Here is a 24,850-nt window from a genome sequence, read left to right as displayed (position 1 = left end):
GTAAAAAGGGGAAGAATAAAAAGTAGTTATAGGAATAAGTGTCTCCCTATATTCTCCCCCTTTTTCTTTGCCGCCTTATTTAGGCGGCTTTTTTTCTTTGTTAGAAAAAACTTATAAAAGACTAAATTTATAGACAAAAAATCCGATAACTTAATTCCTAGATAAAAATAAAATTATGAAACGAATTTACCAAATAGAAGATAGGGGAGAGTGTGATGAAAAAAGTGCGAAAAACAATTAAAAACAAATTAATCTATGCTTTTGCCGTCCTTTTGCTTCTTCCAACGCTTGTCCTTGGCATAACCGCTTATAAGACAGCAGAACGGAAAGTAAATGAACAAATTGTACGCAGTGCAAAAGAAAATATAGAATTAATGGATAAATTTATTACCCGAACGATAGAGCCTGCGATAAAGGAGGCTGAGTATCTGGCCGCCACGCTTGAGAGAACATCTGGAGAAAACCAAGCGCAAATGTTGCAGAATATTAACACATTTCAGTCGCTCCATCCTGAGATGTTGCACACGTTTGTAGGCTTAAAAAACGGACAAATGCTAGTTACACCTTTTGATCTTCCAGATGGATATGATCCCCGCACCAGCATTTGGTATAAGCAAGCAATGAACAGTCCCGGGAAAGTGTTTATTACAGAACCGTATGTAGATACAGGAACAAAGGATATCGTCGTCACTATTTCTGTTGCATTGCAACAGGGAGGAGGTGTAGTGGGTCTAGATGTAAATTTGAAAGCGTTATCTGACAATATTAAACAGATTAAAATTGGTAGAGAGGGTTACGCATTTATTCTGGATCAGGCGAAAAAAGTTGTTTCTCATCCGGTACACAAAGCGGGTGAAAAGGCTGACTTTGCTGGGGTTGAACCTATTTTTGCTTCACATTCCGGGGATTTTGAATACGAGGTGGAAGGTCAGGAAAGCCATGTCTTTTTTACGACGAATCAATTAACAGGTTGGAAACTTGCCGGTGTGATAAGTGTGGATGAAGCGAAGAGTGAAGCGAGCCCAATTTTCGTTGTTATGCTTATTGTGTTGATTGCTGCACTACTATACGGAATTTTACGAAGCTACTTTGTTATTCGTTCTATTATGGTACCGCTGAGAAGTATAAAAGAAATCGCTCATCGGATTAGCGAAGGGGATTTGCGTGAACGGATTCAGGTACATACAAACGATGAATTCGGCGAATTAGGCGAAAGCTTCAATTATATGGCGGATTCGTTGTCCGCAATGATCCGCGAAGCGCACGAGAAATCAGAACAGCTCGCCGCTTCATCCCAACAACTAAACGCAAGCGCTGATCAGACAAATCAGGCGACCGAACAAATTACTTCGGTGATGCAAGAAGTAGCCGCCGGCTCAGAACGTCAGGTGGAAGGGATAGAGAAAACTGCACGAACGATTAACGAAATGTCTGTGAATGCCCGGGAAATGGCTTCTCGTGTGCAAGCGGTAAATGCTGTGGCGCTTCAGGCAAACGATATGTCAATAAAAGGAAATCAGGTGATTCAGCAGGTAGTGGGCCAGATGCAGTCCATCGATGCGACAGTACGGGGCTTAGCCGGAATGGTGCAGGGACTTAGTCAGCGTTCACAAGAAATTGGGAAAATTATAGAAGTGATTACAACGCTTTCAAACCAAACGAATTTGCTTGCGTTGAATGCCGCCATTGAAGCGGCGCGTGCTGGTGAGCATGGCCGCGGATTTGCGGTGGTAGCTGATGAAGTGCGTAAATTGGCTGAGCAGTCCACGGAATCAGCCGGCAAAATTGCATCCCTTATTCATTCCATCCAACAGGAAACAGCAGCTGCTGTCCAATCGATGACCACCGGCACTCAAGAAGTAGAACATGGAATGCGGGTTGTAGATGAAGCTGGCCAATTATTTGCGCAAATCCAGAAGTCTGTTGCGGAATCGGCCACCGAATTTCAGAAAGTACTGGCGGCGGTGGAAGAAGTGGCGAACGGCACCAAAGAGGTTGCGGCTACGGTAGAAATGATGTCACGCATTATTGACGCAAACTCTGGTGACATTCAGACCGTGTTCGCGGCAACAGAAGAACAGCTGGCGTTTATGCAGGAGATTTCTGCTTCTTCTACTTCATTGGCGAAAATGGCGGATGAATTGCATGGACTGGTTCGCAAATTTATTTTGTAGCCGTTTTTTACGCCGTCAGTCATATGATTGACGGCTTTTTCCTACTATAATGATAAGTAGAAAACAGGCAGGGAGGAATGGACAACTATGGCGCAGAACAAGGCGGAGATGACGAACAAGTTTCGCACGTATGTGCGAAAGATGGCTGACTATAAAGAAGCGGTCGCAGTATTGAGTTGGGATGTAATGACGTGCGCTCCTGTGCGCGGTAAAGAACAACGGGCGGAAGTTATCGGGATGCTGTCCACAGAGCTTTTTAAACTTGGCATTGCTCCGGAAATGGGCGAGATGCTGGATAACCTTTCCGATACAGATACGTATGAAGCATTGGACCCGGTAACACAGGCAATGGTGCGAGAGCTAAAAAAGGAATACGACAAAAATAAAAGCATTCCGGCGGATTTGTTTCAAGCGTATACGGTGCTGACGGCGAAGGCGCAGGTTATCTGGGAAGAAGCAAAGCGAAACAACGATTTTGTGGCGTTTCAGCCGTATCTGGAGCAGATCATTGATCATCTAAACCAATTCATTGATATTTGGGGATATGAAGGTCATCGGTACAATACGCTTCTGGATCGTTATGAACCGGGAGTTACAGTTGAAATGATCGATCCGTTGTTTGCTGATTTGCGAAAAAAATCGGTGGAATTGTTGGAAAGAATTCAGGCGAACGGCAAGCCTTCGGATACTTCCTTCTTGCGGAAGCATTACCCGGCCCAGGCTCAGCGTGAGTTCAGCAAGTTTGTATTGCAAAAAATCGGTTACGATTTTACTGCTGGACGGCTCGATGAAAGCGCCCATCCATTCTCGACCGGACTTAATCTTGGGGATGTGCGGATCACGACGAAGATCTACGAGCATGACTTGCAAATGGCGTTGTATAGTTCTATCCACGAGGTCGGACATGCGATATACGAGCAGAACATTGCGCCTGAATTGGCCGGGACATTGCTTTGGGAAGGTGCATCCATGGGTATCCATGAATCGCAATCCCGTTTTTGGGAAAATATAATAGGGCGCAGCGAAGCGTTTTGGAGTTGCTTTTATTCGGAAGCGGCCGCCATGTTCCCGGGGCCATTCGCCGGCGTTTCTGTGAATGCGGTATACCGAGCGGTCAATCAGGTACAACCGTCGCTTATACGGATTGAAGCCGACGAGTTGACATACAATTTACATATTATGCTGCGTTATGAACTGGAGAAGGCGCTGATTACCGGTGATTTACGGGTGGCTGACTTGCCTGGAGCATGGGCGGAAAAAATGAGCGACTACCTAGGCATTACGCCTCCTAATGACGCACAAGGCGTGCTACAGGATGTACACTGGTCAGGGGGAGATTTCGGATATTTTCCTACCTATTCACTGGGCAATATTTACGCGGCACAATTGGAAGCAGCGCTTTCCCGGGATATTCCAGATTACAGGGAAGCAGTGCGCCAGGGTGAGTTTGGCATCATTACGCGCTGGATGAAGGAGAAAGTGCACCGCCACGGTAAAATGTTGCTTCCGGCAAAAATAATCAGAGAAGCGACCGGCGAAGGAATCAATGCCACTTATTTAATCGCTTATTTGGAGAAAAAGTATACAGATGTCTATGAGCTTGCATAATTCAACTTTTTTTCGTTTTGTTACATTATGATATAAATAAATTTGGGGCAAAGGATGAAGAAAGAATATGGATAAAGTTCTTTTTCTTAAAAGCTTTCTGCGCTCCCCTCTCCAAGTGGCCAGCATTATTCCGAGTTCCCCGTTCCTCGTGAAACATATTACGAGCTATATTAATGAAAGGAAGCCGCGGATCGTTGCAGAACTAGGCGCGGGTACAGGGGTGCTGACAAAGGCGCTGGATGGAAAATGTCCGTCCATTGAATCGCTGCTCGTATTTGAAAACGAGGAAAACCTGAATCGGCATTTACAGGAGCAATTTCCACATCTGCGGATATACACGGATGCCTTTAATCTTCCTGAAGTAATGCAGGAACGAAACATAGAGCACCTTGATTGTATTGTATCGGCCTTGCCTGTTTCTTGGTTTTCGGCTCAACAAATCGAACAGTTGCTGGATATGGTTCACAGCCATCTAAAGCCAGGCGGCGATTTCATCATGTTCCAGTTTTCGTTGCAGATGCGAAAGCATTTAAAACGAAAGTTTAATCATATTTCCATTCAATATGTACCATTAAATTTTCTCCCAGCCTTTGTATATTTCTGCCGCAAACAGTAAAAAATCTGCCCTGCGTTTACTGGCAGGGCAGATTTTTTTCGGAGTTTGGCTAGGGCGTATTACTTTTGATAATGACTCGGGTTCCGATTGGAATGTTGCTGTACAGCCATTCGACATCCTTATTTTGCATGCGGATGCAGCCTTGACTGACATGATGGCCGATGCTAGCAGGATTATTCGTCCCATGAATCCCGTATTTATACCCGCCGGTGTTTTGTATGTTGAGCCCGAGCCATCTTGTACCCAACGGGTTTTGTGGACTGCCGCCAGGCACGTTCTTTGGCAGATACCACGGGTTTTCTACTTTTGTCACGATTTTGAATTCGCCTTCAGGTGTTAAATTTTTGTTTTTGCCCGTCGCGACTGAAAACACATACACTGGTACATCGTTCAGAAAAATGGTCAGGCGGTTGGTTGTTTTGTTAATTTCGATATGCACTTCATCTTCTAAGGCAGAAGCAGGACAGATAAGGATTGTGTAAAATAATAGGGAAAAGAGGAACCATAGTGGAAAATATTTGCGCATCGTCACTTCCTCCTTTTCCCTTTATTTTTTCTTTTTCTTTTTGTTTTTGTATTCTTCCTTCTCCCAGCGTTTTAGCATTGGATATGGATCGTAAGAATATTCGGTTTTGCCATTATCCCGGTAGACACCGTAATGCAAATGCGGCGGGAACTTGCCGGATGTACCGGGCTTGCCGTATCCTGAACTGCCGACATAACCGATAACGTCTCCCGGTTTGACCACATCACCTACTTTGAATTTTTTGTTAAAGCCATTGAGATGGGCGTAATAATGGTAAAGGGCGTCCACATCCCTTATTCCTATGCGCCAGCCTCCGTATGGATTCCAGCCCATTGTTTCGATAATACCGTGCTTGGTAGCGCGTACGGGGGTACCGTACCCAGCGAAAATATCGGTTCCTTCGTGGATGCGCCGTCCGCCCCAACCGCGCGGATCACCCCAGGTGCTACGGTAGCTGTAATTATAATGAAGCGGCACTGGAAAAGCGCTGCCGGTCAGATGCAGTGTGTTGTAGTACTGGTAGATAGTGGCGAGATTGGAAATGATCTCGACGTTTTTGTCGCGTGTGTAATATTGCCAAAGTGCGATGCGAATATCATCCTCTGTGAAGCCGAACTCCGTTAGGTAACTGGCCATGGTATATGCGACATCAAGATCATTGTTTCGGTCTGCTTTGCCATCTCCGTCTCCGTCTTTGCCAAGACCGCCGAAAAATGAGATGGTCGACGGAGATGTATCCTCCGGATTTGGATTCAGAAAACCGCTCCAGATTTCAGGAGAAAAAACGATGCCGAGTTTACGCTGCTTTGCTTCAGGTGAGACATTTTTTCCCTTCTTTTTCACATGTTTGTGAATACTGCGCTCATATTGGTCGACGGCGGCCAGATAATACCAAGGCACGCCGGTGATGGCTTGCATATGCTCAAACAGCAGTTGCCTTTCACGTGCTTCTGCCTCCGCAGAACCGTGAGAAGCAGCCCATACGGGGGCAGGAATAAGGCAAAGGATGCAGACGATAATAAGTAGAAATGCTCTTTTACACCACATATGGCCCTCCCGTGATAACGTGTTTATATCTTGGCCTTAGTGTGTGCAAAGGCACTGATTTTATAACGGGAGGAACGGGAAGAATATGACAATAAAACCCATTGGAAGCAGGTTTGGATTGCTTTAGTGCTTGGGCTTTTTTACAATAGGGAAGAGGAACTTGATAAGAGAATGGAGATGAGCGCTTCATGTCAGAACGAAAGCCAGAATGGCTAAAAATTAAACTAAATACGGGTGAAAACTTCAAAGAGCTCAAACGAATGATGCGCGGCAAAACGTTGCATACAGTTTGTGAAGAAGCGCGCTGTCCGAATATATATGAATGTTGGGCCAATCGGACCGCAACGTTTATGATCCTTGGTGATTTGTGTACTCGTGCTTGTCGGTTTTGCGCCGTAAAAACGGGGCTTCCGACGGAGCTTGATTTGGCTGAGCCGGAACGCGTGGCGGAAGCGACAGAACAGATGGGGTTGAGACATGTGGTCGTCACGTCTGTAGCCCGCGATGACTTGAAAGATGGCGGAGCGTCTATTTTTGCTGAGACGATTAAAGCGATCCGAAAACGTATGCCACTCTGCAGTGTGGAAGTGTTGATTCCAGACTTTCTTGGCAATTGGGATGCATTGAAAGTTGTTATGGATGCCAGACCGGATATTTTAAACCATAATATTGAAACGGTAGAACGTCTATCAGATCGTGTTCGCTCGAAAGCGAAATATAACCGCACGCTGGAACTTCTGGCTAAGGCAAAAGAGTTCCAACCGGATATTCCAACAAAGTCAAGCATTATGATCGGTGTTGGGGAAACAATGGAGGAAATTCTGAAAACGATGGACGATTTGCGACGTGTGGATGTAGATATATTGACTATCGGACAATATCTTCAGCCGACGCCGAAACATCTGCCAGTGAAGAAGTTTTATCATCCGGACGAGTTTGCACAGTTAAAAGACGAAGGAATGAAGCGAGGTTTCAAGCATGTAGAGTCCGGCCCATTGGTACGCAGTTCATACCATGCGCACGAACAGGTAGAGTCGGCTGCTAAAGCATTGTGAATCGGAAGCAATGTAACAAGCCCTGCCGCAGGATGCGGAAGGGCTTATGTTGCGTTATTTCTTCATATGATGCGTACGCATTGGTTTTCCAGATTTGCTGCTGCTGGATTTATTGCTTTCGGTATTTGTGGAGAGGTTATGCATGGAATTGGCTTTATGACCAATCATTTGTTCGAACTCCTGATCGGTTTTTGTGCCCATTTGCATCGCGTTTTTGTATACTTTGTCGATGGTGTTTTGATCGTTCGTTGTGTACACTTTATAATAACGTGGAGATACGTTTTCGCAACCTTTTTGTACTTTTTCCAGTATTGTTTGCGCAGCAGATGGACTTAGACCGGATGTATCGCAGCCCACAAAAATTTGGTTATCAGTCGTAAGCACAGTCGCTCGCTTTACACCGGGTATTTGTTTGGCGACCTTGGCGACGGCGGAAGCCAGCATTTGGCGGTCAACGTATACGTTTGGTGTAGCTGTATCATAGTTAGCTTGTATACCCTGATACAAGGTATTACCGTTTGGTGCGTTGTAATTTTGCACGCCCATACCGTTATACGTACGGCCATTACCGGCTTGGTTGTCGCCGAGGTGGACGAAGCCGATGGTCGGCTGGTTGCTACGGGTTCCCACGTTATAGTTTTTCGTGTCTGGTCTGTAAATGGAATACGGATATGCATTGTTACCTACAATGGTATTCGTACCGTATTTACCCGTACTGTATACGCGCTGCCCATTGTTATTAATTCCCATATCATTCAGGCCTTGTGTGCGAAGCATTCTGTCCCTTGAATCGCGCAGTACACCCGGGCGGTAATTTGTTTGATCTTTAATGATACCGTTACGGTACGTATCGTAGCGGCCGTCCCCTACATTGTGGTAACGGTAGATCGTACCGGGCGGGTTGTTAGGGCCAACGCTTAGTGGGCGGTATTGGTTTGTGCGCGTATTATCCGCTGCCGGAGAGCAAGCGGCCAGCGAAACAGCAAGACCTACTACAGAAAGTACGGATAAGATTTTTTTCATTGTACCACCTCCTATCCTGTAGGTTGCCCGCCGGATTGGGGAGTTTTCGTGGGAATTTTGTGTGCAACGCCAAAAATTGTGGTAAAATAGGAGACGCGCGCCACCATGCATATTACTGATGGCCCGAGAGGAGGCAACTGAAGTGATACGGGTCCAGGATCAGGTCTACGAGCTAATTGAGGAAAATAAAAACGGGTTCAACCAGGAAGCGTTCAGAGAACGGTATAGTGACATTTTAAGTAAGTTCGACTACATCGTGGGCGACTGGGGATACGGTCAGCTTCGGTTGAAAGGTTTTTTTGAAGACACAAACCGTAAAGCGCCCTTTGACGCGCGAATTAGCTTTTTCGACGAGTATATTATGGAGTATTGCAATTTTGGATGCGCGTATTTTCTGCTGAAAAAAGTAAAGCAAGCAGATCATCTGCCAGAAGTGGAAGAAATTGATGATCCGGAAGGGGAAGAATCGGCAGAGAGGCTGGAAGGAAAAACGACCAAAGGCAAAGAAGGGAAGCGACGCGAAGCAAGACGTCGTGCGCGCTCTCGCCGCAAACTAAAGGAAGGCAAGGAAAAAATGACAGTACAATAAGAATAAGGAACAAGCGGATCGTCGATGCGGCGCTCCGCTTTTTTGTTAGCCGTTTCTCCGTTGCAAAAAAGGACGGGCGGAAACGCCCGTGAGTTTTTTTATTTGTTTTTACTCGAGCATCGGCTCTTCATTCTCGCCCGGATTATCATGCGTCGGGTGCGCGCCCGGATCTTGGCGCGGAATGCCTTCGTGGAAGGAACGGTTTTCGTATGTGAACGCAGATTCAGCTTTTTCGCCGGTGTCCCAGGATTCTTTACCGAGGAAAGGATGGGAGAACGCGGCGGTGCCATAAGATCCTTCCGGGAATTCCTCCGGGTAATGTGTATGGATCACGCTCGCTTCCGTTTTTAGAGGTTCAAACATTTCTTCTTTTTTCTCAGATAGTGGTTCTTTGGCAGACAAGAAAACCCCCTCCTTCATAAAATAAAGGATAAAGGTAGTATCATGCCAACGTCTCATAATTTATTCTAGGAAAATTAGATGCTTAAACGCAAAAATTCCCGCAGCTCGTTGGCTTCCTCTTCTGTCATATTGAAGGCTTCTTCCAGATAACCTGGCTCGTCTAGATCTTTTTGACCGAGAATGGCCATCCGGTGAGTAAGAATATTTAATACCAGGCTTTTGCCGTAGAAGTTTTTCGTTTTAATAATTGCGATATCGTAGCGCCCTTCTTCCCCGATAAAGCTTACATATCGTGTCGTAGTCTCTTCCTTATGGTCATAAAGAAAAGTCCAATCTCCATGTTGTGACATATTTTTGCCTCCCATCTTAATAAAAACTTTCTTGGATATTATATACATATCTTTTGTTGTTTTGCTATTTGTTTTTTATCATACCCCATATGTGTATCTTTCCTAAGTCATGGTATACTGTAACAAGAGAGCTGAGGAAGCAAGAGGTGACAGGAATGGAAATGGAAAATATCATGCAGGGGGTTGTCATTTTTACCCTGCTTGTCCTTACGTTTGCAATTACGATTATTACCTCAAAGATAAAGAACAAGAAGAAAAAACAATGAGGAGTGGAGCATAAATATGTACCAGGTTAACGTGGAAAAAATCGAGGAGCATTTATCCTATTTGGAACGGGTTCTTGAAAAAGTTATACCTGTGCTCAAGCATGAGGAAAGCGCCGCTGAGGACATGCTGACCAACCTAGCGTTGGAACGTGCGCTTCATGTTGCCTTGGAGACGATAGCTGACGTAGGAAACTATTTGATCGATGGTTTTATCATGCGTGATCCCGGTAGCTATGAAGACATTGTTGACATTCTTGAAGATGAAAAGGTGATTGACAGTGAGATGGCGGCTGCGTTGAAATCGGTGGTTAATATGCGCAAGAAGTTGATTACTCACTATACGACAGTGGATCGTCAAGAGGTGTACACCCTTTTGCGTACCCATTCCCCCCAGCTTCAGCAATTTCCGGCGCGTGTACGCGATTACTTGGCACGTGAATTGTAATAGTTTAATAGCATTATTAGTATAGTTTTTATATTATATTGTATAGAAATTTACTTGTTTCATTAAATCGGGTACAATATAGGGGAGGAAGGTGAAAGAATATGAACAAAGACAAATCCTCTTCTACCCGCAACCAGATTTTGCATATGTTGAAAATTAAAGGATCGATGACAGTAGGGGATATGGCTCAGGAATTGGGCATTACCGAAATGGCCGTGCGCCGTCATTTGAATACGTTGGAACGTGATAACCTGATTGAGTCGCGCCTGCTTCGCCAGGCGATGGGACGTCCGACAAACGTATACTCCCTGTCAGAAGAAGCCGATAACATGTTCCCAAAGAACTATCAGGATTTGGCGCTAGAATTCCTGAATGATATCAAGGAACTTCAGGGTGCGGGAATGGTTGAGGCTTTATTTAAGCTCCGCCAGCAGCGTCAGGAGAATTTGTACCGTGACATCGTACCTTCCGACAGCGATTTTGAGAAGAAGCTGGAAGCATTGGCGAAAATGCAGGATGAAAAAGGATACATGGTGGAATTGAAAAAGGACGAAAAAACAGGAAAATACATCTTTGTCGAATCGAATTGTCCGATTTCATCTGTTGCCAAGGAGTACACATACGCGTGTAATTGCGAAAAAATGTTATTTGAGAATGTGCTAAACGCCGAAGTCAAGCAGGAAGAATGTATAGCGACTGGCGGAGATAATTGTGTGTATATCATTTCCAAAAAAGAAGACAAAGCTGAATCATAATAGAACGACAATACCCTGCTTATTTCTGAAAACAAGAATAAGCAGGGTATTTCACGTCTTCTAGCTCCATTCAATCACCTTTTTATTCATGTTTATGACTAAAACAACGCTCACACTCATAGATGTAAGATTCTGCTTGCTCTTCAATTACTTCACCACATTCACGGCACTGTTTTTGCGGTAAATTTTTGTAAAATTCAAGATCTCTTGTCATTTTTTATCCCTCCATTTATTTTTCTATTCTGAATTTATTCTTGGTTTTATTGTATTATAACAGAACAATCATTGTCAATACGTGTTATATAATTATTTGTGATTTTTTTCTGTAATCATTTGAATGTAAGCTGCTCAGTTTGTTAATAGATACGCCTCTTCTTTATTGTGCTTGGTTGATTTTTTGTAGAGAAATGATCCACACCAACCAAAGCAAAAAGATACGAGACAACAAAGCCGCCTTCTGTACCTTTCGATAGAGCGATACAGAAGGCGGCTTGCGTCTCGCTTTTTCATTTAGTTCTGTGTAGCAGCGACTACAACGTTTACTATGTCTTTGATGCTGGTCATTGTTTTGCGTTGGAGTACGAGTTCCTGACCGATAGTAAGCGCCAGTGTTTCTCCTTTGGCGCGCAGCTTTGGATCGGTGATGCTCTCAAGATCGGACACATGTGCAAGTCCAATCACGCGGCGCATCATCTTGCATCCCGCGTAACCCGCTGTATCTTGCAGTATATTTTGCAGGTAGCTATCCTGATAGCCCGGAACTTTCGCGTATGGTTCTTGTGCTTTCTCATTCCAGAGCGCGCGGAATTCGTTTTCAAATACGTTCCAGATCTCCATGATGGTTTCCAGCAGATACGTTTGATAAGATTCACGTTCCTGTAGGTCCGGTGTATGACCCTCATGTGCCGCGTAGTTAAGCAGCAGGTTAGCGATTACCGCGCCGATATCGAAGCCCATTGGGCCGTAGTAGGCGAATTCTGGGTCGATGACCTTGGTATCTTCTTCCGTTACCATAATGCTGCCGGTATGCAAATCGCCGTGCAAGAGAGCTTGTCCGCGCGTCATAAATCCTTCTTTTAATTTCGCAATTTCAAGCTTTAGCTCATTGTTGTTCCAAATGCGTTGCACCACGTTTGCAATCAGCGGATTGTAGGCATTGGAAGGATGATCATGGAACGGATACGTAAATACGAAATTTTCTGTGATATTACACAGTTCGGGGTTAGTGAAAGAAGCCGCTTTTTGCTTTTTTTCAAGCGGTGACATCGCCAGGTCAGAAGTCAGGAACAGCGTACGTGCCAAGAAGGTTCCGATTTGCTTCGGAAAGTTCGGGTACCGCTTTTTTTCCACCAATCCTTTCCGCATGATTTGATAGACAGAAAGGTCTTCCATTACAATCAGGGCGAGTTCGGTATCATGATGGTATACTTTTGGCACGGAACTCGGGCAAAGCTGATCTTCCAAAATAAGCGCTTCGCTTTCGATGCGCGCTCGTTCGAGCGTGAGCGGCCAGGAATCACCGATAACCCGAACATACGGAAGCGCTTGTTTGAAAATAACGCTTTTGCCGGAAGGTCTTTCATCTTTGATGTGAAACACATAGTTTAAGTTGCCGTCGCCGATTTCCCGGCTTACGAGCCTGGCGTCTTCTGGAAATAAATTCGGGATGTTACGCGCGTATTCAACAGCTTCTTGTTCAGTAAGTGTACGATAGCCAGACATGACAAGCAATTCCCCCCTTAATATTTTCTCCTTTACAGCTGTCAATGACTCGCGGCGAAAGTCGCGAGCTAGTAACTGCTCGGAAGTGCAGATGTGAGTAGACATGAATGAATATCAATAATTATATCCTCAACCAGCATTTGTGCAACTGTTTTTTCTCTTGAAGCATAACGATGAAAAGCATAAACAATCTGGTACCCGCTTTTTCTGCTCCTGTTTTGTGATATGATCGATAAAAAGATAAAGCATTTGACGAAGGAAGAGAAAGTGGGGAGAGACAGGATGAACAGGCGAAATTACAAGGGCTATTTGCTTGATTTGGATGGAACGGTTTATCGGGGCGGTACAGTGATTCCTGAAGCTGTTTCTTTTATCCGGACATTAAAAGAAAAACGGATTCCTTATCTTTACGTAACGAATAATTCGTCACTAACACCGGAACAGTTGACAGAGCGCTTGCAAAACATGGGGGTTGAAGCTTCTCCGGAGGACTTTTTTACTTCGAGTATGGCGGTGGCGGCAATCATCAGACAAATGGCACGCGAATCCGAAACAGAAAAAAACGTTACGGTGCTGGCGATCGGTGAGACAGGACTTAAGACGGCGCTTGCGGAGGCAGGCTATGAAATCGTAGAGAAAGCTCCTGCTTCATATGTTGTTGTTGGCATCGACCGGAAGTTTACTTATGAAAAAATGAAGCAGGCTACGTTGGCCATTTATAACGGCGCCCGCTTTTTGTCCACCAACTGTGACCGGGCGATCCCGACGGAAGAAGAATTTGTACCTGGTAATGGAGCGTTAACCGCATCCATTGCGTACGCGACACAGACAGAGCCGATATACGTTGGCAAACCGGAAGAGACGATAATCCGGCTGGCGCTTGAAAAGCTGGGATTACGCGCGGATGAAGCGTTGCTTATAGGTGATAATCTGGAGACTGATATCGCCGCTGGAGCGAAAAGTGGTGTCGACACGCTGCTTGTATACAGCGGGTTCAGTCAGGAGGTAGACGTAGAGCATGCGGCAGTGAAGCCAACGTATACAGCGCATACGCTGGCTGACTGGAAAATAATATAAGTTGAGAAAAGCTTGCAGGCAAATGCCTCGCAAGTTTTTTTTATTTTGTGCCGAAGCGGCTGTGTGCAAGTCGACTGGATGCTGCGGCGGCAATTGCCCCGACAATATCGTCCAGAAATGTATGCACCTCTCCTTTTTCTTTTTCTGTTTTGTTTAATTTTTTAAGAATGCCGGGTTTCACTTTGTCTACGTACCCATAATTGGTAAATCCAATACTTCCGTAAACATTCACGATGGAAAGGGCCAGAATTTCGTCGATGCCGTACAGCCCTTCATCATGGGCGAGCATTTCCTGTAGCGGTTCCATAAGCAGTCCTTTTTCTGCAAGAATGTCGAGCTGGATACCGGTGATAATCGCGTTCTGGATTTCCCGTTTTTCTAGCACTTTCCTAATGTTGTATTCGCACATTTCAGTTGTTAAGTCTGAAAAGTAGTCTTTCTGCAAGAACATAACTAGTTCTACAAGATGCTCCATTGTTACTCCGCGCTCTTTTAGCAAACGATAGGCAGTTTCCCGCACTTTTTTATCATGAACGGCATGTTCCATATTGCTCATTTGCTTCACATCCTTATTAAGGGGGCTGGTTGAAAAACTGGTGCTTATTTACTTTTCCCGCTCCAATTTGTATTTATTAAGCACATCTTTACCTCCAGTAACTTCCAGCACAGTTCCAGTAATAAAATCGGAATATTCACTGCAGAAAAACGTGATAGCCCGTGCAATGTCTTCGCCGGTTCCGGGGCGTCCGACCGGCGTGCCTGGATCGCTCAGACCGCGCACATCGGTGATGTATTTTTCTTTGGCTTCGCCCACGATGTCACCCGGGCATACCATATTGGCTGTAATTCCGTACTCTGCTTCTTCAAGTGCAATCGTGCGCGTCAGCGATACGAGCCCGGTTTTTGCCGCGGCGAACGCCGAGCGGTACATCCAGCCCGGAGCGGTTTGCGCTTTTTCAAATCCGATGGTGATAATCCGTCCCCACCTGTTGCGGCGCATATGTGGAATGGCGGCTCGACATAAATAAAATGCGCTTGACAGGTTTCCGTGAATCATCTGGTCCCATTCTCCGATTTTATAGTCGGCGAGTTTTTTGCGTTCCTTTATGTATGGGCCGGCGTTGAGAACGAGAATATCAAGGCGGTTCCATGCTTCTATGACTGTTTTTACCATTTGCTCAGCATCTTCGGACCGGCTGACGTCTCCTTGAATTAACAGCGTATTGACATCGTATCGTTGTATGAGCTCTTCCCGTAGCTTGTTTGCCTCTTCTGCACTTGTGCGATAGTTAAGTGCGATATCCATGCCTTCCGCAGCGAGTTCATGGGCGATGCGGACACCAAGACCTTTAGCGCTTCCAGTGATAAGGGCCGTACGATTGCGTTTCAAAAAACCATCCCTTCCTGCTTGGAATGTTTTATTAGCCTCTATTTCATTGTATATTAAGGTTATTAATGAAAGAAAGTGGTAGAAAGCCGGAAAGTGTGGTGGAGATGATGATGTATTATTTTTATGATCGAAGCGGCCAGTTTATTTCTCTTACGTTTGAACAGGAGTGCTTTGTGCCGAATGCGGGGCATGTGCTTGTTTTGGCGTTTGCTGGTGAGGATAGACAGGAAATTGTATTGACCCGCCATAAATGCCGCGGCTGGGAAATGCCGGGAGGAAAAGTGGAGCCAGGGGAAAAGCCGGAAGAGGCCGCCCGTCGTGAGCTATTGGAGGAAACTGGGGTGGAAGCGGAGAGTCTGCATTGGATTGGACAATACATAATCGACAGCGGCCCGGGAGCGAAAAAGGCGGTGAAAAACATTTACACAGGCATGGTAAAGGAATGGGGCGAAATTCCGGAAGGCTTCGAAACGTTGGAGCGTTCCGTGTTTCCGTTGTCGCTGATGCCGTTTCAAAAAGATATGAGCCCGTTTATTCAGGATAACATTTTTCCGTTGTGCCGGGCGTATTTGGAGAAGCAAAAATAAAATAGCCTACGAACAATATGCTTCCTCAGTTGTTTCCGGTGTTCGATGCGATACATTTGCCACATGTACCAACCGGTAAGCAGCAGAACCAGAATAGCACCAAGCACGACACCGCTCCAGCCTAACCATCTATAGAAAAAGCCGAGATAGAAGCCGCCGAGGCTTCCACCGAAATAGTATGCTAGCAAATACAGGCTGGCTGCGCTTGCTTTGGCAAACGTTGCATGGCGGCTTACCCAGGAACTGGACGCCGAGTGAGCAAAGAAAAATCCGAAACTGTTTAAAAGAAGTCCGCATGCAATCATCCATAAGCTGTGCAGAAGTGTGAGTGCAATGCCGAGCGCCATGCAGGTGATCCCGATTCCGATACATAGCGATTGTGGAATGATGCGCGCCGCTTTGCCGGATAGTGTGGAACTGACTGTGCCCGCGAGATAGGTTAGGAACAACATGCCGAGAACGGAGGCGGGCAAATAATATGGAGCGCCGCTAAGCAGATAGGTAATGTAAGTATATTCCCCCATAAAAATGAGGAAATGCAGGCCACCGATAAGATATGCGTAACGCAACATGCGGTTTTTTAAATGGTGGCCCAAATCATGCAGCGCGTTTTTCCAGGCGAGTGGTTTCGGTTGAAAATGCTGCGAACGGGGCAGAAGCCAACCGAACGCAAGCAAGCAGATAAGGCTGATAATACTCATAACAATGAACGCCCATTGCCACCCGGCCCAGTCGGTGATAAAACCGCTGATTAAGCGGCCGGACAGGCCGCCCACGGTGTTTCCGCTAATGTAAATACCGATGGCGACGGCGAGCGCTTTTTGATCAAATTCTTCTCCGATGTAGGCAACGGCAATTGCCGGAAGTCCCGCTAGGAAAAAGCCTTGGAGTATACGGAGCCAAAGCAGTGTTTTAAAGTTTGGCATGAACGCGGTGAGCAGCGTAATGATCGTTACGCAGAGCATGGTAACGAACATAATATTTTTTCTGCCAATTGCGTCGGAAAGTGGGCCATAGAACAATAACGAGATAGCCAGCGCGAAGATCGTCAGCGATACCGACAGGCTCGACATGAGCGGAGAGATATGAAATTCCTTAGTAAATAGCGGGAGAAGAGGTTGTGGAAAATAAATATTGGCGAACACGAGAAAAGAAGCGATGCTGAGCGCTGCTGACGCCCGCCAGAATGGTTTTGTTCCCGCTTTGATCATCGTTCATCATCTTCTTTCACAAAAAGTTTTCTTGACATGATGGTAGCATGCGATTAAAAATAAATAAAATATATTATTTTTATCATATTGATAACTTTTAGTTATGGAGTGAACCATGGAAATACGGCAATTGGAATTTTTTGTGGAGGTAGCAAAGCATAGAAGTTTTACGAGAGCGGCGGAAGAATTGCTGGTAGCTCAGCCTGCCATAAGCAAAAGCATAAAAAAGTTGGAAGAAGAACTTGGTTTGCTTTTGTTTAACCGTGCCGAACGTAAAGTATCGCTGACTGCGGAAGGTGAGGCATTTTTAAAGCATGCTGAACTTATTCTTGAGCAGATGACGCGCGCAAAAGCAGAAATGGAAGAAATGCGTGGCCTTAAAAAGGGAGAGGTGCGCGTCGGTCTACCGTCAATGGTCGGTTCATATTATTTTCCGGGATTGATCATTGATTTTAAAAAACAGTATCCTGATTTGCAGATTACGGTATATGAACAAGGAACGGTCAAAATCCAGCAAATGATCACACAAGGTGAGATAGATATGGGGGTGGTACTTGAAGATATGAGCGCGGACGAGCTTGAAGTGCTTCCGTTCTTAAAGGAGGAGATGGTCGCGTGCGTGCCCGCTTCCCATCCGTTTGCTCGCAGGCTTTCCGTAACGTATGAGGAATTGGCCCATGAACCGCTCGTTTTGTTCAAGGAGGGGTATTTTCAGCGAGAAATTATTGCTCGGGCTGGCCGGATGTCCGGCTCGCCGCTTAATGTAACGTTTGAGACAAACCAAATTCCGCTTATCAAGTCTTTAGTGGCAAAGCAGCTTGGCATTACTTTATTCTTGCGTATGGTGATTGTTGATGATCCGCATTTGGTGCCGGTCTCGCTAGATCCGCCTGTATTTTTAAACCTGGGCATTGCCTGGAACAAAAACGCTTACCTTTCCAAGGCCAATCAGGCGTTTTTGTCTTTTCTTATGAGCCGAATTAAGGCGTAAAAAACCGGAAGCGCCTGGCTTCCGGTTTCTACACGATTAGAATACTTGTTGCACTTCTGTAATCCCTTCCACTTCTTCGATTAACGCACGTTCGATGCCTGCTTTCAGCGTGATGGTTGAGCTTGGGCAGCTGCCGCACGCGCCATGCAGACGAAGCTGAACTACGCCGTCTTCTGTTACATCAACCAGTTCGCAGTCACCGCCGTCACGCTGCAAGAACGGACGCAGTTTATCTAAAACTTCTTGAACTTGTTCGAATTTGCTTGTATCCGTCATGAAGCAATCACTCCTTTCCAACATATTAATATTATATTACCCTTTTGTTAAGAAATCTATGGTTTTTCCCAAGATGTGTATGATCACCGTTTATAATTCATAAAGCATAGTTGTTTACTTGGTTATAGAGAACCTATAAAATATGTTATAATATGATAGCTTATAAGACATCATCATTTTGCTTTGAAAGGAAGAAACTTATGCAGGTTTACCGTAATATAAAAGAACTTATCGGTAACACTCCGATTGTGGAAATTACTTCGTTTGATTTGCCGGAAGGTGTGCGCCTATTCGCGAAGCTGGAGTACTTCAATCCCGGTGGCAGCGTAAAAGACCGGCTTGGCGTTGAATTAATCCGTGACGCGGAAGAGCGAGGCGCACTGAAACCAGGCGGCACGATTATCGAGCCGACGGCCGGCAATACGGGGATTGGTCTGGCGCTGGCCGCAGTAGGTACAGGCTACCGCGTGATTTTTGTTGTGCCGGAAAAATTTTCTTTGGAGAAGCAGGAACTGATGCGGGCTCTCGGTGCAGAAGTGATCAATACACCAACAGAAAAAGGAATGAAGGGTGCAATCGAAAAAGCGAAGCAGCTTGAGCAGGAAATTGCGGGCGCTTTCTGTCCGCAACAGTTTGGCAATCCCGCTAATCCCGCAGCTCACTATAAAACAACCGGGCCGGAAATTTGGCGCCAGATGGATGGCAAGGTGAATGTCTTTGTGGCGGGAGCTGGTTCCGGTGGTACGTTTATGGGAACGGCCCGTTATTTGAAAGAAAAAAATCCGGATATTAAGACGGTGATTGTGGAACCGGAAGGCTCGATTCTAAACGGCGGCAAGCCGGGACCGCACAAGACGGAAGGAATCGGTATGGAATTTTTGCCGGAGTTTATGGACACAAGTTATTTTGATGCTATTCACACGGTTGACGATGTAGATGCATTCCGTCGGGTTAAAGAATTGGCCGCAAAAGAGGGAATGCTCGTGGGCAGTTCGGCAGGAGCAGCAATGCATGCTGCCCTGAAAGAAGCGGAGCAGGCGAAACCGGGAACAAACATTGTTACCATTTTTGCTGACAGCAGTGAGCGTTATTTGAGTCAGAAGATTTATCAGGGAGGGATGTAGACGATGAGAATGAAAACAAAGTTGATCCACGGCGGCGTAGACGGCGATCCTTTAACCGGGGCAGTTAACGTTCCGATTTACCAGGTTAGTACGTATAAACAGGAAGGTGTCGGCAAACACAAAGGATATGAATATTCGCGTACAGGCAATCCAACCCGCTATGCGGTGGAGAAGTATATTGCCGATATTGAAGGCGGTGTACGCGGCTTCGCGTTTGCTTCCGGCATGGCGACACTTTCTTCGATTGTGATGTTGTTTGACGCGGGCGATCATTTCATTGTAGGAGATGACGTATACGGTGGAACGTATCGCGTACTAAGCAAAGTGTTTAACCGCTTTGGTGTAGAGACCACATTTGTGGATACAAGCGATGTGGAAGCCGTGAAAGCGGCGATAAAGCCGAATACGAGAGCGGTCATGCTAGAATCGCCAAGCAACCCGCTTCTGAAAGTAACCGATATCGCGGCGGTAGCCGAAATCACAAAAGAAAACGGGTTGCTTTTGATCGTGGATAACACGTTCATGACACCGTATTGGCAGAATCCGCTTGCACTTGGCGCGGATATTGTATTCCACAGTGCGACAAAATATCTTGGCGGACATAGCGACGTTGTCGCAGGTCTTGCGGTTGTGAAAGACGAAAAATTAGGTGAACGTCTGCATTTTGTACAAAATTCTGTCGGTGCCGTGCTTGGGCCTCAGGATTCTTATATTTTGTTGCGTGGCATGAAAACGCTGGGCGTGCGTATGGAAGAACATGAAGCGAACGCAAGACGCATTGCAGAATGGCTGACTCAGCGTGGAGACATCAAAAAAGTGTACTATCCGGGTTTAAAAGATCATCCAGGCCATGATATCGCAGTGAAGCAGGCGCGCGGCTTCGGCGGCATGATGTCATTTGATGTAGGCAGTTTGGAACGCGCCAACCAGGTATTGTCTCGGGTGAAAATCTTTACGCTGGCAGAAAGTCTTGGTGCAGTGGAAAGTCTAATTTCTGTACCCGCACAAATGACGCACGCTTCCATTCCAGCGGAGCGTCGCGCTGAACTTGGCATTACGGACGGCTTAATCCGCATTTCCGTCGGTATCGAAGATGTGGAAGACTTAATTGAAGATCTAGAACACGCCCTAGCGTAAGGAGAAGCTTATGGAAATTCTTGTTTTTGGAGCGGAGCAGTTGTGTGCCAGTTGTGTGAATTTGCCTTCGGCGAAAGATACGGCTGAGTGGTTGCAGGCCGCCCTTGAACGCAAATACGGGAACGAAGTCAGAGTGCGTTATGTCGATATCGACCAGCCGCTGGAAGGGATGGAAGCGGAGTTTGCCGCGCGTATTCATGCTGAAGAATTTTGGTATCCGCTCGTTGTATTGAACGGTAAAGTCATAGGTGAAGGGAATCCAAAGTTAAAAGATATTCAACAGGCCATTGAAAATATGAAGGTAGGATGATTCATCATGAGACCTATGGTCGAGTTTTGCGTAAGCAATTTATCCCTTGGTTCTGAGACGGTGAAAAAAGTTCTGGAAGAGGAAAATGAAGTGGATGTGTTGGAATATGGCTGTCTCGGTAACTGTGGCCAGTGCTTTGTCCAGCCGTATGCGCTTGTAAATGGAAAATTGATTGCAGGCAAAGACGCACAGGAATTGCTTGCGGCGATTAAAGACCATATTAAGAAGTTGCAGGAAGAAGACGAAGCCTGGAAAAAACTTGGATTTTAATTGCTAAGGCTGAATATGACAAAAAGGACTTTTGTTATATTCAGTCTTTTTTATTAGTTAAGAAAGTCATACTTTTTTATGACATAAATATGAAATTTTACATAATAAAGGTGCATAGAGATAGTAAATTATGTATAATAAAAATGAACTAAACAGAGACATTGAAAAAATATACACATTAGGCCATACCGAAAAGGAGAGAGAAAGTTATGGTAGTCCAATGGCTTAGGGAAAGTAGAGTTGCGGCAGGCGCGATGCTGTTACTGCGCATATGGTTAGGTTATACATGGCTGGTGAGCGGCTGGGAGAAAATTACCGGAGGCTTTCAGAGCGCAGGCTTTTTGAAGGGGGCTGTTGCTAAAGCAACGGGTGAGCATCCTGCGGTGCAAGGATGGTGGGCAAGTTTTATCAAATCGGTTGCTTTACCGAATTCTGGGCTGTTCGACTTCCTTATTCCCTGGGGGGAATTTCTTGTAGGTGTTGCTTTACTGCTTGGGTTGTTTACTACTTTCGCCGGACTGATGGGAATCATTATGAACTTTGCGTTTTTGTTCAGCGGCACAACTAGCATTAATCCGCAAATGGTTCTTTTTACTACATTTATCCTGGTAGCCGGGCGGAATGCAGGCCACTACGGTTTAGATACTTACGTATTGCCGTTGTTGGATAGATGGATGGGCAGAGAACAACAATTGGCGTCTTATAAAGATAGAATAGATAAATTTTAATAATAGCAGAATGTTTGATACGGGAGAGAGAATGAGTTCCAAAAAAACACCAGCAACTATTTCAGATTTGCTGGTGTTTTTCTTATGCTTAATACTCCTTAATAATATTGTAAAACGTATCGCGTTCAACCGGCTGCTTGCCTGCGCCTTTAACGAGCCAAATCAATTCATCGCGCGTCAATCCTGTTTGTGTCAATGCGCCAGCTGCATGGCTGATGCGTTCCTCCACAAGCGTGCCGTGAACATCGGAAGAGCCGAAGTTTAGTGCCATCTGGGTTAATTGGGTTCCAATGTTAATGAAATAAGCTTTAATATGCGGAAAATTGTCCAGCATCAGGCGGCTGATAGCCATCGTTTTCATATCGTCAAATGCGGACGTGCGGCGCTTGATAGAAGCGGTCGCTTTTTTCGGTTGCACGGCCAATGGGATGAATACCATGAATCCTTTTGTTTCATCCTGTAGTTCGCGCACGCGAATCATATGAATAAGGCGTTCCTCCAATTTCTCGATAGAACCGTACAGCATGGTAGCATGCGTTTTTAGTCCCAGGTTGTGCGCGATGCGGTGCACATTTAACCATTCGTCGGTACTTGCTTTTTCCGGACTCATTTTTAGTCGGTATTCTTCTGTGAGGATTTCTGCACCGCCGCCTGGCATCGTATCCAATCCGGCTTTCATGAGCTCTTTTAGCACTTCTTCTTCTGTTAGACCTGAGATTTTTGCAAAAAATACAATTTCCGCTGCCGTGTATGCTTTGATGGTCACGTTCGGATAATGTTTCTTCAGCGTACGAACCGTGTCCAAATAATACTCGAACGGTACGGTGTGATTGTGTCCGCCGACGATATGGAATTCGCGCATTGTAGGTGTGTAACGTTTTTCTACGTATGCAAGCAGTTCTTCCTCGTTCATTGTGTAGGCGCCTTCTTCGCCCGGATCCCGACGAAAGGCACAGAATTTACAGTGCGCTTCACAAACGTTAGTCGGGTTGATGTACATGTTTTCGATAAAATATACTTTATTGTCATTTTTGCGAAGATTTACCTGATTGGCCATCTGTCCGATGGTCAGCAAATCGTTGGAACGATACAACGTCATTCCGTCTTCAAGCGTCAGCCGTTCTCCTGCTTCCACTTTTTCCATAATCGGCAGCAGTGCTTCATCCTGGACGAAGTTTTTTGTAAGTATAGTCATAATTTTTCCCCCTCAGGTAAAACTAATCAAACACGTGCGAAACATAATACAGTGTATCATGTTTTACTGGAATACGGCCTATCTTCTTCATTCATATTGATAAAGGCGTCATGTGGGCCGAAGTGGAATCGGCCGCGTGAATGATGTTCTTCATAAGCATGTTAATCCAAAACCATTCTTTCATTATAGAGCGGATTCGGTAATTTAACAAGATAAGAGGGTTCCAGAGAACTTATTTTAGGTTAGTAAACATTTTTATATAATAATGTTACTATCCTTGAGCCAAGCGGTAATTTCTAGTATACTGTAAATACAGAGGGTATGATGCGATACGCTACGATACCCATAAGGAGGGATCATAATGATTAACCTTACGGAAAATGCAGGCAGAAAAATTAAAGAAATGATTGCTGATGAAAATAACGATAAACTGTTTCTGCGCCTCGGTGTAAGGCCCGGTGGCTGTAGCGGTTTTTCTTATGGTATGGGTCTCGATGATGAAGAGCAGGAAGGCGATGTATTCTTTGAAGCACATGGTGTAAAAGTTGTTGTGAACAAAGACAATCTTCGTTTCTTGGATGGTGTGACGATTGACTACAAAGAATCGATGATGGGCGGCGGGTTCACGATCGATAACCCGAATGCGGTTGCTTCCTGCGGTTGCGGTTCTTCGTTCCGCACGCGAGACGAAGCGGGAAGCCCAAGCGAATGTTAATGCTTTTCGGCACGTTAGCCAGTCAGACGATGCACGTTTATTTATGGCGTGGAGGTTACGTACTTACCTCTATATTAGAATAAAAGACGTATATATATGGCGCCTCTTGACGTATTTTCGGGTATGTTGGGGGCGTTTTTCTTATGTGTTTTCTCCCTCCTGCACTTTTACTACCATGATTATATGTATAGTTATCTAAATATTCTGTATAATAAATTCGCAAACGTCTTCTTTGTGGATATTTTTGTATATAATGGAAAGGAAAAGAGGGATAACGAAACAATATATATATCAAGTTGTGATTTATATTTTATAGAAATTTTGGCGTATAACTTTTTACGCCATACCCATACTATATATATCTTACTTGATATATCGACATACTATAATGACTTTTATTTTCGCATCGTAGAATGGCTGTCGAAATATCAAGGACTGCATATACAAAAGCAGATTGAAGAGAATGGACAAGCAAGATTGGAGGGATAAAGCAATCATGCGAAAAATTTTATATGGTACAGTCGCCGGGGCGGTACTTCTCACCGGAATCGCGTATGCGACCACAAATGCCCAATCGTCGACTGTGCCGGTGTCTGAGCAAATGGCAACAAAAACGGTGCCTATCGGTGAACATAAGCTGCCGCCGCTTCCCTACGCATACAATGCACTGGAACCGTATATTGACGAAAAAACGATGCGGCTGCACCATGACATCCACCATAAATCGTATGTGGACGGGCTAAACAAGGCGGAAAAAGAAATGCAGAAAGCGCGTGAGACAGGAGACTACGCGCTTATTAAACATTGGGAGCGCGAAGCTGCATTCAACGGCTCAGGTCATTATCTTCATACGATCTTTTGGAACAATATGAAGCCAAAGGGGGGTGGGGTGCCAAAAGGGGAGTTGGCGGAAGAGATAAATAAGACATTCGGTAGTTTTGAAAAATTTAAGGCTCATTTTTCGGCAGCCGCAGAAAAGGTGGAAGGTTCCGGCTGGGCCCTGCTGGTATGGAGCCCAGAGGCTGGAAGGCTCGAAATTTTGCAGGCGGAAAAACATCAAAATTTAACCCAGCAAGGCGTGATTCCGCTGCTCGTGTTGGATGTATGGGAGCACGCATACTATCTAAAGTATAACAATAAGCGAGCGGAATATATCAAAGCCTGGTGGAATGTTGTAAATTGGGATGATGTAAGCAAGCGATATAAAGAGGCGGTAAAAAAATAGGGAAAGAAGCATAAGCCTGGAAGATATATCCGGGCT

At 45.3% G+C, this 24,850-nt stretch carries 28 protein-coding genes and 1 pseudogene; 17 read left to right on the top strand and 12 right to left on the bottom strand.

Translation table 11 applies throughout. From position 1 onward, the window contains the following. Window positions 1–215 precede the first annotated feature (215 nt). The 3 genes from K3F53_RS15585 (at window position 216) to K3F53_RS15575 (ending at window position 4,398) form a co-directional block, all read left to right on the top strand. Window positions 216–2,174 (top strand): methyl-accepting chemotaxis protein, encoded by a 1,959-nt coding sequence (locus tag K3F53_RS15585; protein WP_091260739.1) that lies wholly within the window; start codon window positions 216–218, stop codon window positions 2,172–2,174. A gap of 87 nt (window positions 2,175–2,261) precedes the next feature. Next, complete coding sequence (locus tag K3F53_RS15580) at window positions 2,262–3,782, top strand: carboxypeptidase M32 (protein ID WP_220559097.1); 1,521 nt, start codon at window positions 2,262–2,264, stop codon at window positions 3,780–3,782. Window positions 3,783–3,849: 67 nt separating this feature from the next. After that, window positions 3,850–4,398: a class I SAM-dependent methyltransferase gene (locus K3F53_RS15575; RefSeq protein WP_220559096.1), complete on the top strand. Its 549-nt coding sequence runs from the start codon at window positions 3,850–3,852 to the stop codon at window positions 4,396–4,398. Window positions 4,399–4,447: 49 nt separating this feature from the next. Here the strand turns inward: K3F53_RS15575 and K3F53_RS15570 are convergent, their stop codons facing one another. Next, a complete protein-coding gene (locus tag K3F53_RS15570; protein ID WP_057897740.1) occupies window positions 4,448–4,924 on the bottom strand; it encodes a L,D-transpeptidase in 477 nt (158 codons plus the stop codon). Window positions 4,925–4,945: 21 nt separating this feature from the next. Then, entirely contained in the window at window positions 4,946–5,971 is a 1,026-nt protein-coding gene (locus K3F53_RS15565; RefSeq protein ID WP_091260734.1) for a M23 family metallopeptidase, read from the bottom strand. A 188-nt stretch (window positions 5,972–6,159) separates the two neighbouring features. On the opposite strand from K3F53_RS15565, the gene lipA reads away from it, so the two are divergent. Then, a complete protein-coding gene (gene lipA, locus K3F53_RS15560; protein ID WP_057897742.1) occupies window positions 6,160–7,026 on the top strand; it encodes a lipoyl synthase in 867 nt (288 codons plus the stop codon). Between the two features lie 54 nt (window positions 7,027–7,080). Here the strand turns inward: lipA and K3F53_RS15555 are convergent, their stop codons facing one another. After that, window positions 7,081–8,049, bottom strand: a complete 969-nt coding sequence (locus tag K3F53_RS15555) for a YhcN/YlaJ family sporulation lipoprotein (protein ID WP_057897743.1) — start codon at window positions 8,047–8,049, stop codon at window positions 7,081–7,083. 142 nt (window positions 8,050–8,191) lie between these two features. Between K3F53_RS15555 and K3F53_RS15550 the strand changes: the two genes are divergently transcribed. Next, window positions 8,192–8,638, top strand: coding sequence for a YutD family protein (locus K3F53_RS15550; RefSeq protein WP_082705874.1), 447 nt, complete (start codon window positions 8,192–8,194; stop codon window positions 8,636–8,638). Window positions 8,639–8,746: 108 nt separating this feature from the next. Here K3F53_RS15550 and K3F53_RS15545 read toward each other — a convergent pair whose 3' ends face one another. Together K3F53_RS15545 and K3F53_RS15540 are read right to left on the bottom strand one after the other, a co-directional pair. Beyond that, entirely contained in the window at window positions 8,747–9,040 is a 294-nt protein-coding gene (locus tag K3F53_RS15545; RefSeq protein WP_236781960.1) for a hypothetical protein, read from the bottom strand. 74 nt (window positions 9,041–9,114) lie between these two features. Further along, window positions 9,115–9,390 (bottom strand): DUF3055 domain-containing protein, encoded by a 276-nt coding sequence (locus K3F53_RS15540; protein WP_057897744.1) that lies wholly within the window; start codon window positions 9,388–9,390, stop codon window positions 9,115–9,117. Between the two features lie 282 nt (window positions 9,391–9,672). Here K3F53_RS15540 and hepT point away from each other — a divergent pair, with 282 nt between their 5' ends. Next, window positions 9,673–10,101, top strand: a complete 429-nt coding sequence (gene hepT / locus K3F53_RS15535; protein WP_057897745.1) for a type VII toxin-antitoxin system HepT family RNase toxin — start codon at window positions 9,673–9,675, stop codon at window positions 10,099–10,101. Window positions 10,102–10,202: 101 nt separating this feature from the next. Beyond that, window positions 10,203–10,856 carry a helix-turn-helix transcriptional regulator gene (locus tag K3F53_RS15530; protein WP_057897746.1) on the top strand — a complete coding sequence of 218 codons (654 nt, stop codon included), beginning with the start codon at window positions 10,203–10,205 and terminating at the stop codon, window positions 10,854–10,856. 82 nt (window positions 10,857–10,938) lie between these two features. Here K3F53_RS15530 and yhfH read toward each other — a convergent pair whose 3' ends face one another. Then, on the bottom strand, window positions 10,939–11,070 hold the full coding sequence (gene yhfH / locus K3F53_RS15525; RefSeq protein ID WP_082705875.1) for a protein YhfH: 132 nt from the start codon (window positions 11,068–11,070) through the stop codon (window positions 10,939–10,941). A 296-nt stretch (window positions 11,071–11,366) separates the two neighbouring features. Further along, window positions 11,367–12,578, bottom strand: a complete 1,212-nt coding sequence (gene mtnK, locus K3F53_RS15520; RefSeq protein ID WP_057897747.1) for an S-methyl-5-thioribose kinase — start codon at window positions 12,576–12,578, stop codon at window positions 11,367–11,369. Window positions 12,579–12,860: 282 nt separating this feature from the next. Between mtnK and K3F53_RS15515 the strand changes: the two genes are divergently transcribed. Continuing rightward, window positions 12,861–13,655, top strand: coding sequence for a TIGR01457 family HAD-type hydrolase (locus K3F53_RS15515; protein WP_220559095.1), 795 nt, complete (start codon window positions 12,861–12,863; stop codon window positions 13,653–13,655). A 40-nt stretch (window positions 13,656–13,695) separates the two neighbouring features. Here the strand turns inward: K3F53_RS15515 and K3F53_RS15510 are convergent, their stop codons facing one another. Then, the gene (locus K3F53_RS15510) at window positions 13,696–14,211 is read right to left on the bottom strand and encodes a phosphatidylglycerophosphatase A family protein (protein WP_057897749.1); all 516 of its coding nucleotides are present in this window, start codon (window positions 14,209–14,211) and stop codon (window positions 13,696–13,698) included. A gap of 48 nt (window positions 14,212–14,259) precedes the next feature. Next, window positions 14,260–15,045, bottom strand: coding sequence for an SDR family oxidoreductase (locus K3F53_RS15505; protein ID WP_057897750.1), 786 nt, complete (start codon window positions 15,043–15,045; stop codon window positions 14,260–14,262). Window positions 15,046–15,110: 65 nt separating this feature from the next. On the opposite strand from K3F53_RS15505, the gene K3F53_RS15500 reads away from it, so the two are divergent. Continuing rightward, window positions 15,111–15,632 carry an NUDIX domain-containing protein gene (locus K3F53_RS15500; protein ID WP_057897751.1) on the top strand — a complete coding sequence of 174 codons (522 nt, stop codon included), beginning with the start codon at window positions 15,111–15,113 and terminating at the stop codon, window positions 15,630–15,632. On the opposite strand, the gene K3F53_RS15495 is transcribed toward K3F53_RS15500, so the two are convergent. Beyond that, a complete protein-coding gene (locus K3F53_RS15495) occupies window positions 15,581–16,843 on the bottom strand; it encodes an MFS transporter (protein WP_057897752.1) in 1,263 nt (420 codons plus the stop codon). The two genes, K3F53_RS15500 and K3F53_RS15495, sit on opposite strands and share 52 nt — an antisense overlap. Window positions 16,844–16,958: 115 nt before the next feature. On the opposite strand from K3F53_RS15495, the gene K3F53_RS15490 reads away from it, so the two are divergent. Next, complete coding sequence (locus K3F53_RS15490; protein WP_057897753.1) at window positions 16,959–17,834, top strand: LysR family transcriptional regulator; 876 nt, start codon at window positions 16,959–16,961, stop codon at window positions 17,832–17,834. A 36-nt stretch (window positions 17,835–17,870) separates the two neighbouring features. On the opposite strand, the gene K3F53_RS15485 is transcribed toward K3F53_RS15490, so the two are convergent. Next, entirely contained in the window at window positions 17,871–18,134 is a 264-nt protein-coding gene (locus K3F53_RS15485) for a NifU family protein (RefSeq protein WP_302846666.1), read from the bottom strand. Between the two features lie 176 nt (window positions 18,135–18,310). Here K3F53_RS15485 and cysK point away from each other — a divergent pair, with 176 nt between their 5' ends. From cysK to K3F53_RS15460, 5 genes are all read left to right on the top strand, one after another. Continuing rightward, window positions 18,311–19,234 (top strand): cysteine synthase A, encoded by a 924-nt coding sequence (gene cysK, locus K3F53_RS15480; protein WP_057897755.1) that lies wholly within the window; start codon window positions 18,311–18,313, stop codon window positions 19,232–19,234. Window positions 19,235–19,237: 3 nt separating this feature from the next. Then, window positions 19,238–20,371 carry a bifunctional cystathionine gamma-lyase/homocysteine desulfhydrase gene (locus K3F53_RS15475; RefSeq protein ID WP_057897756.1) on the top strand — a complete coding sequence of 378 codons (1,134 nt, stop codon included), beginning with the start codon at window positions 19,238–19,240 and terminating at the stop codon, window positions 20,369–20,371. Window positions 20,372–20,381: 10 nt separating this feature from the next. Next, on the top strand, window positions 20,382–20,681 hold the full coding sequence (locus tag K3F53_RS15470) for a YuzD family protein (protein ID WP_057897757.1): 300 nt from the start codon (window positions 20,382–20,384) through the stop codon (window positions 20,679–20,681). Between the two features lie 6 nt (window positions 20,682–20,687). After that, the gene (locus K3F53_RS15465) at window positions 20,688–20,951 is read left to right on the top strand and encodes a YuzB family protein (protein WP_057897758.1); all 264 of its coding nucleotides are present in this window, start codon (window positions 20,688–20,690) and stop codon (window positions 20,949–20,951) included. A gap of 209 nt (window positions 20,952–21,160) precedes the next feature. Then, window positions 21,161–21,679, top strand: coding sequence for a DoxX family membrane protein (locus tag K3F53_RS15460; protein WP_057897759.1), 519 nt, complete (start codon window positions 21,161–21,163; stop codon window positions 21,677–21,679). Window positions 21,680–21,767: 88 nt separating this feature from the next. Here the strand turns inward: K3F53_RS15460 and mqnE are convergent, their stop codons facing one another. Then, complete coding sequence (gene mqnE, locus K3F53_RS15455; RefSeq protein ID WP_057897760.1) at window positions 21,768–22,874, bottom strand: aminofutalosine synthase MqnE; 1,107 nt, start codon at window positions 22,872–22,874, stop codon at window positions 21,768–21,770. A 361-nt stretch (window positions 22,875–23,235) separates the two neighbouring features. Here mqnE and K3F53_RS15450 point away from each other — a divergent pair, with 361 nt between their 5' ends. Further along, entirely contained in the window at window positions 23,236–23,589 is a 354-nt protein-coding gene (locus tag K3F53_RS15450; RefSeq protein WP_057897761.1) for a HesB/IscA family protein, read from the top strand. 613 nt (window positions 23,590–24,202) lie between these two features. Next, window positions 24,203–24,814, top strand: a pseudogene (locus K3F53_RS15445) (superoxide dismutase); the annotation flags it as partial. Between the last annotated feature and the right edge of the window lie 36 nt (window positions 24,815–24,850).

The organism is Aneurinibacillus thermoaerophilus (genome assembly GCF_019603355.1).
GTDB classification, from domain to species: Bacteria; Bacillota; Bacilli; order Aneurinibacillales; family Aneurinibacillaceae; genus Aneurinibacillus; species Aneurinibacillus thermoaerophilus.
This window is presented reverse-complemented; position numbering and strand designations above follow the sequence as displayed.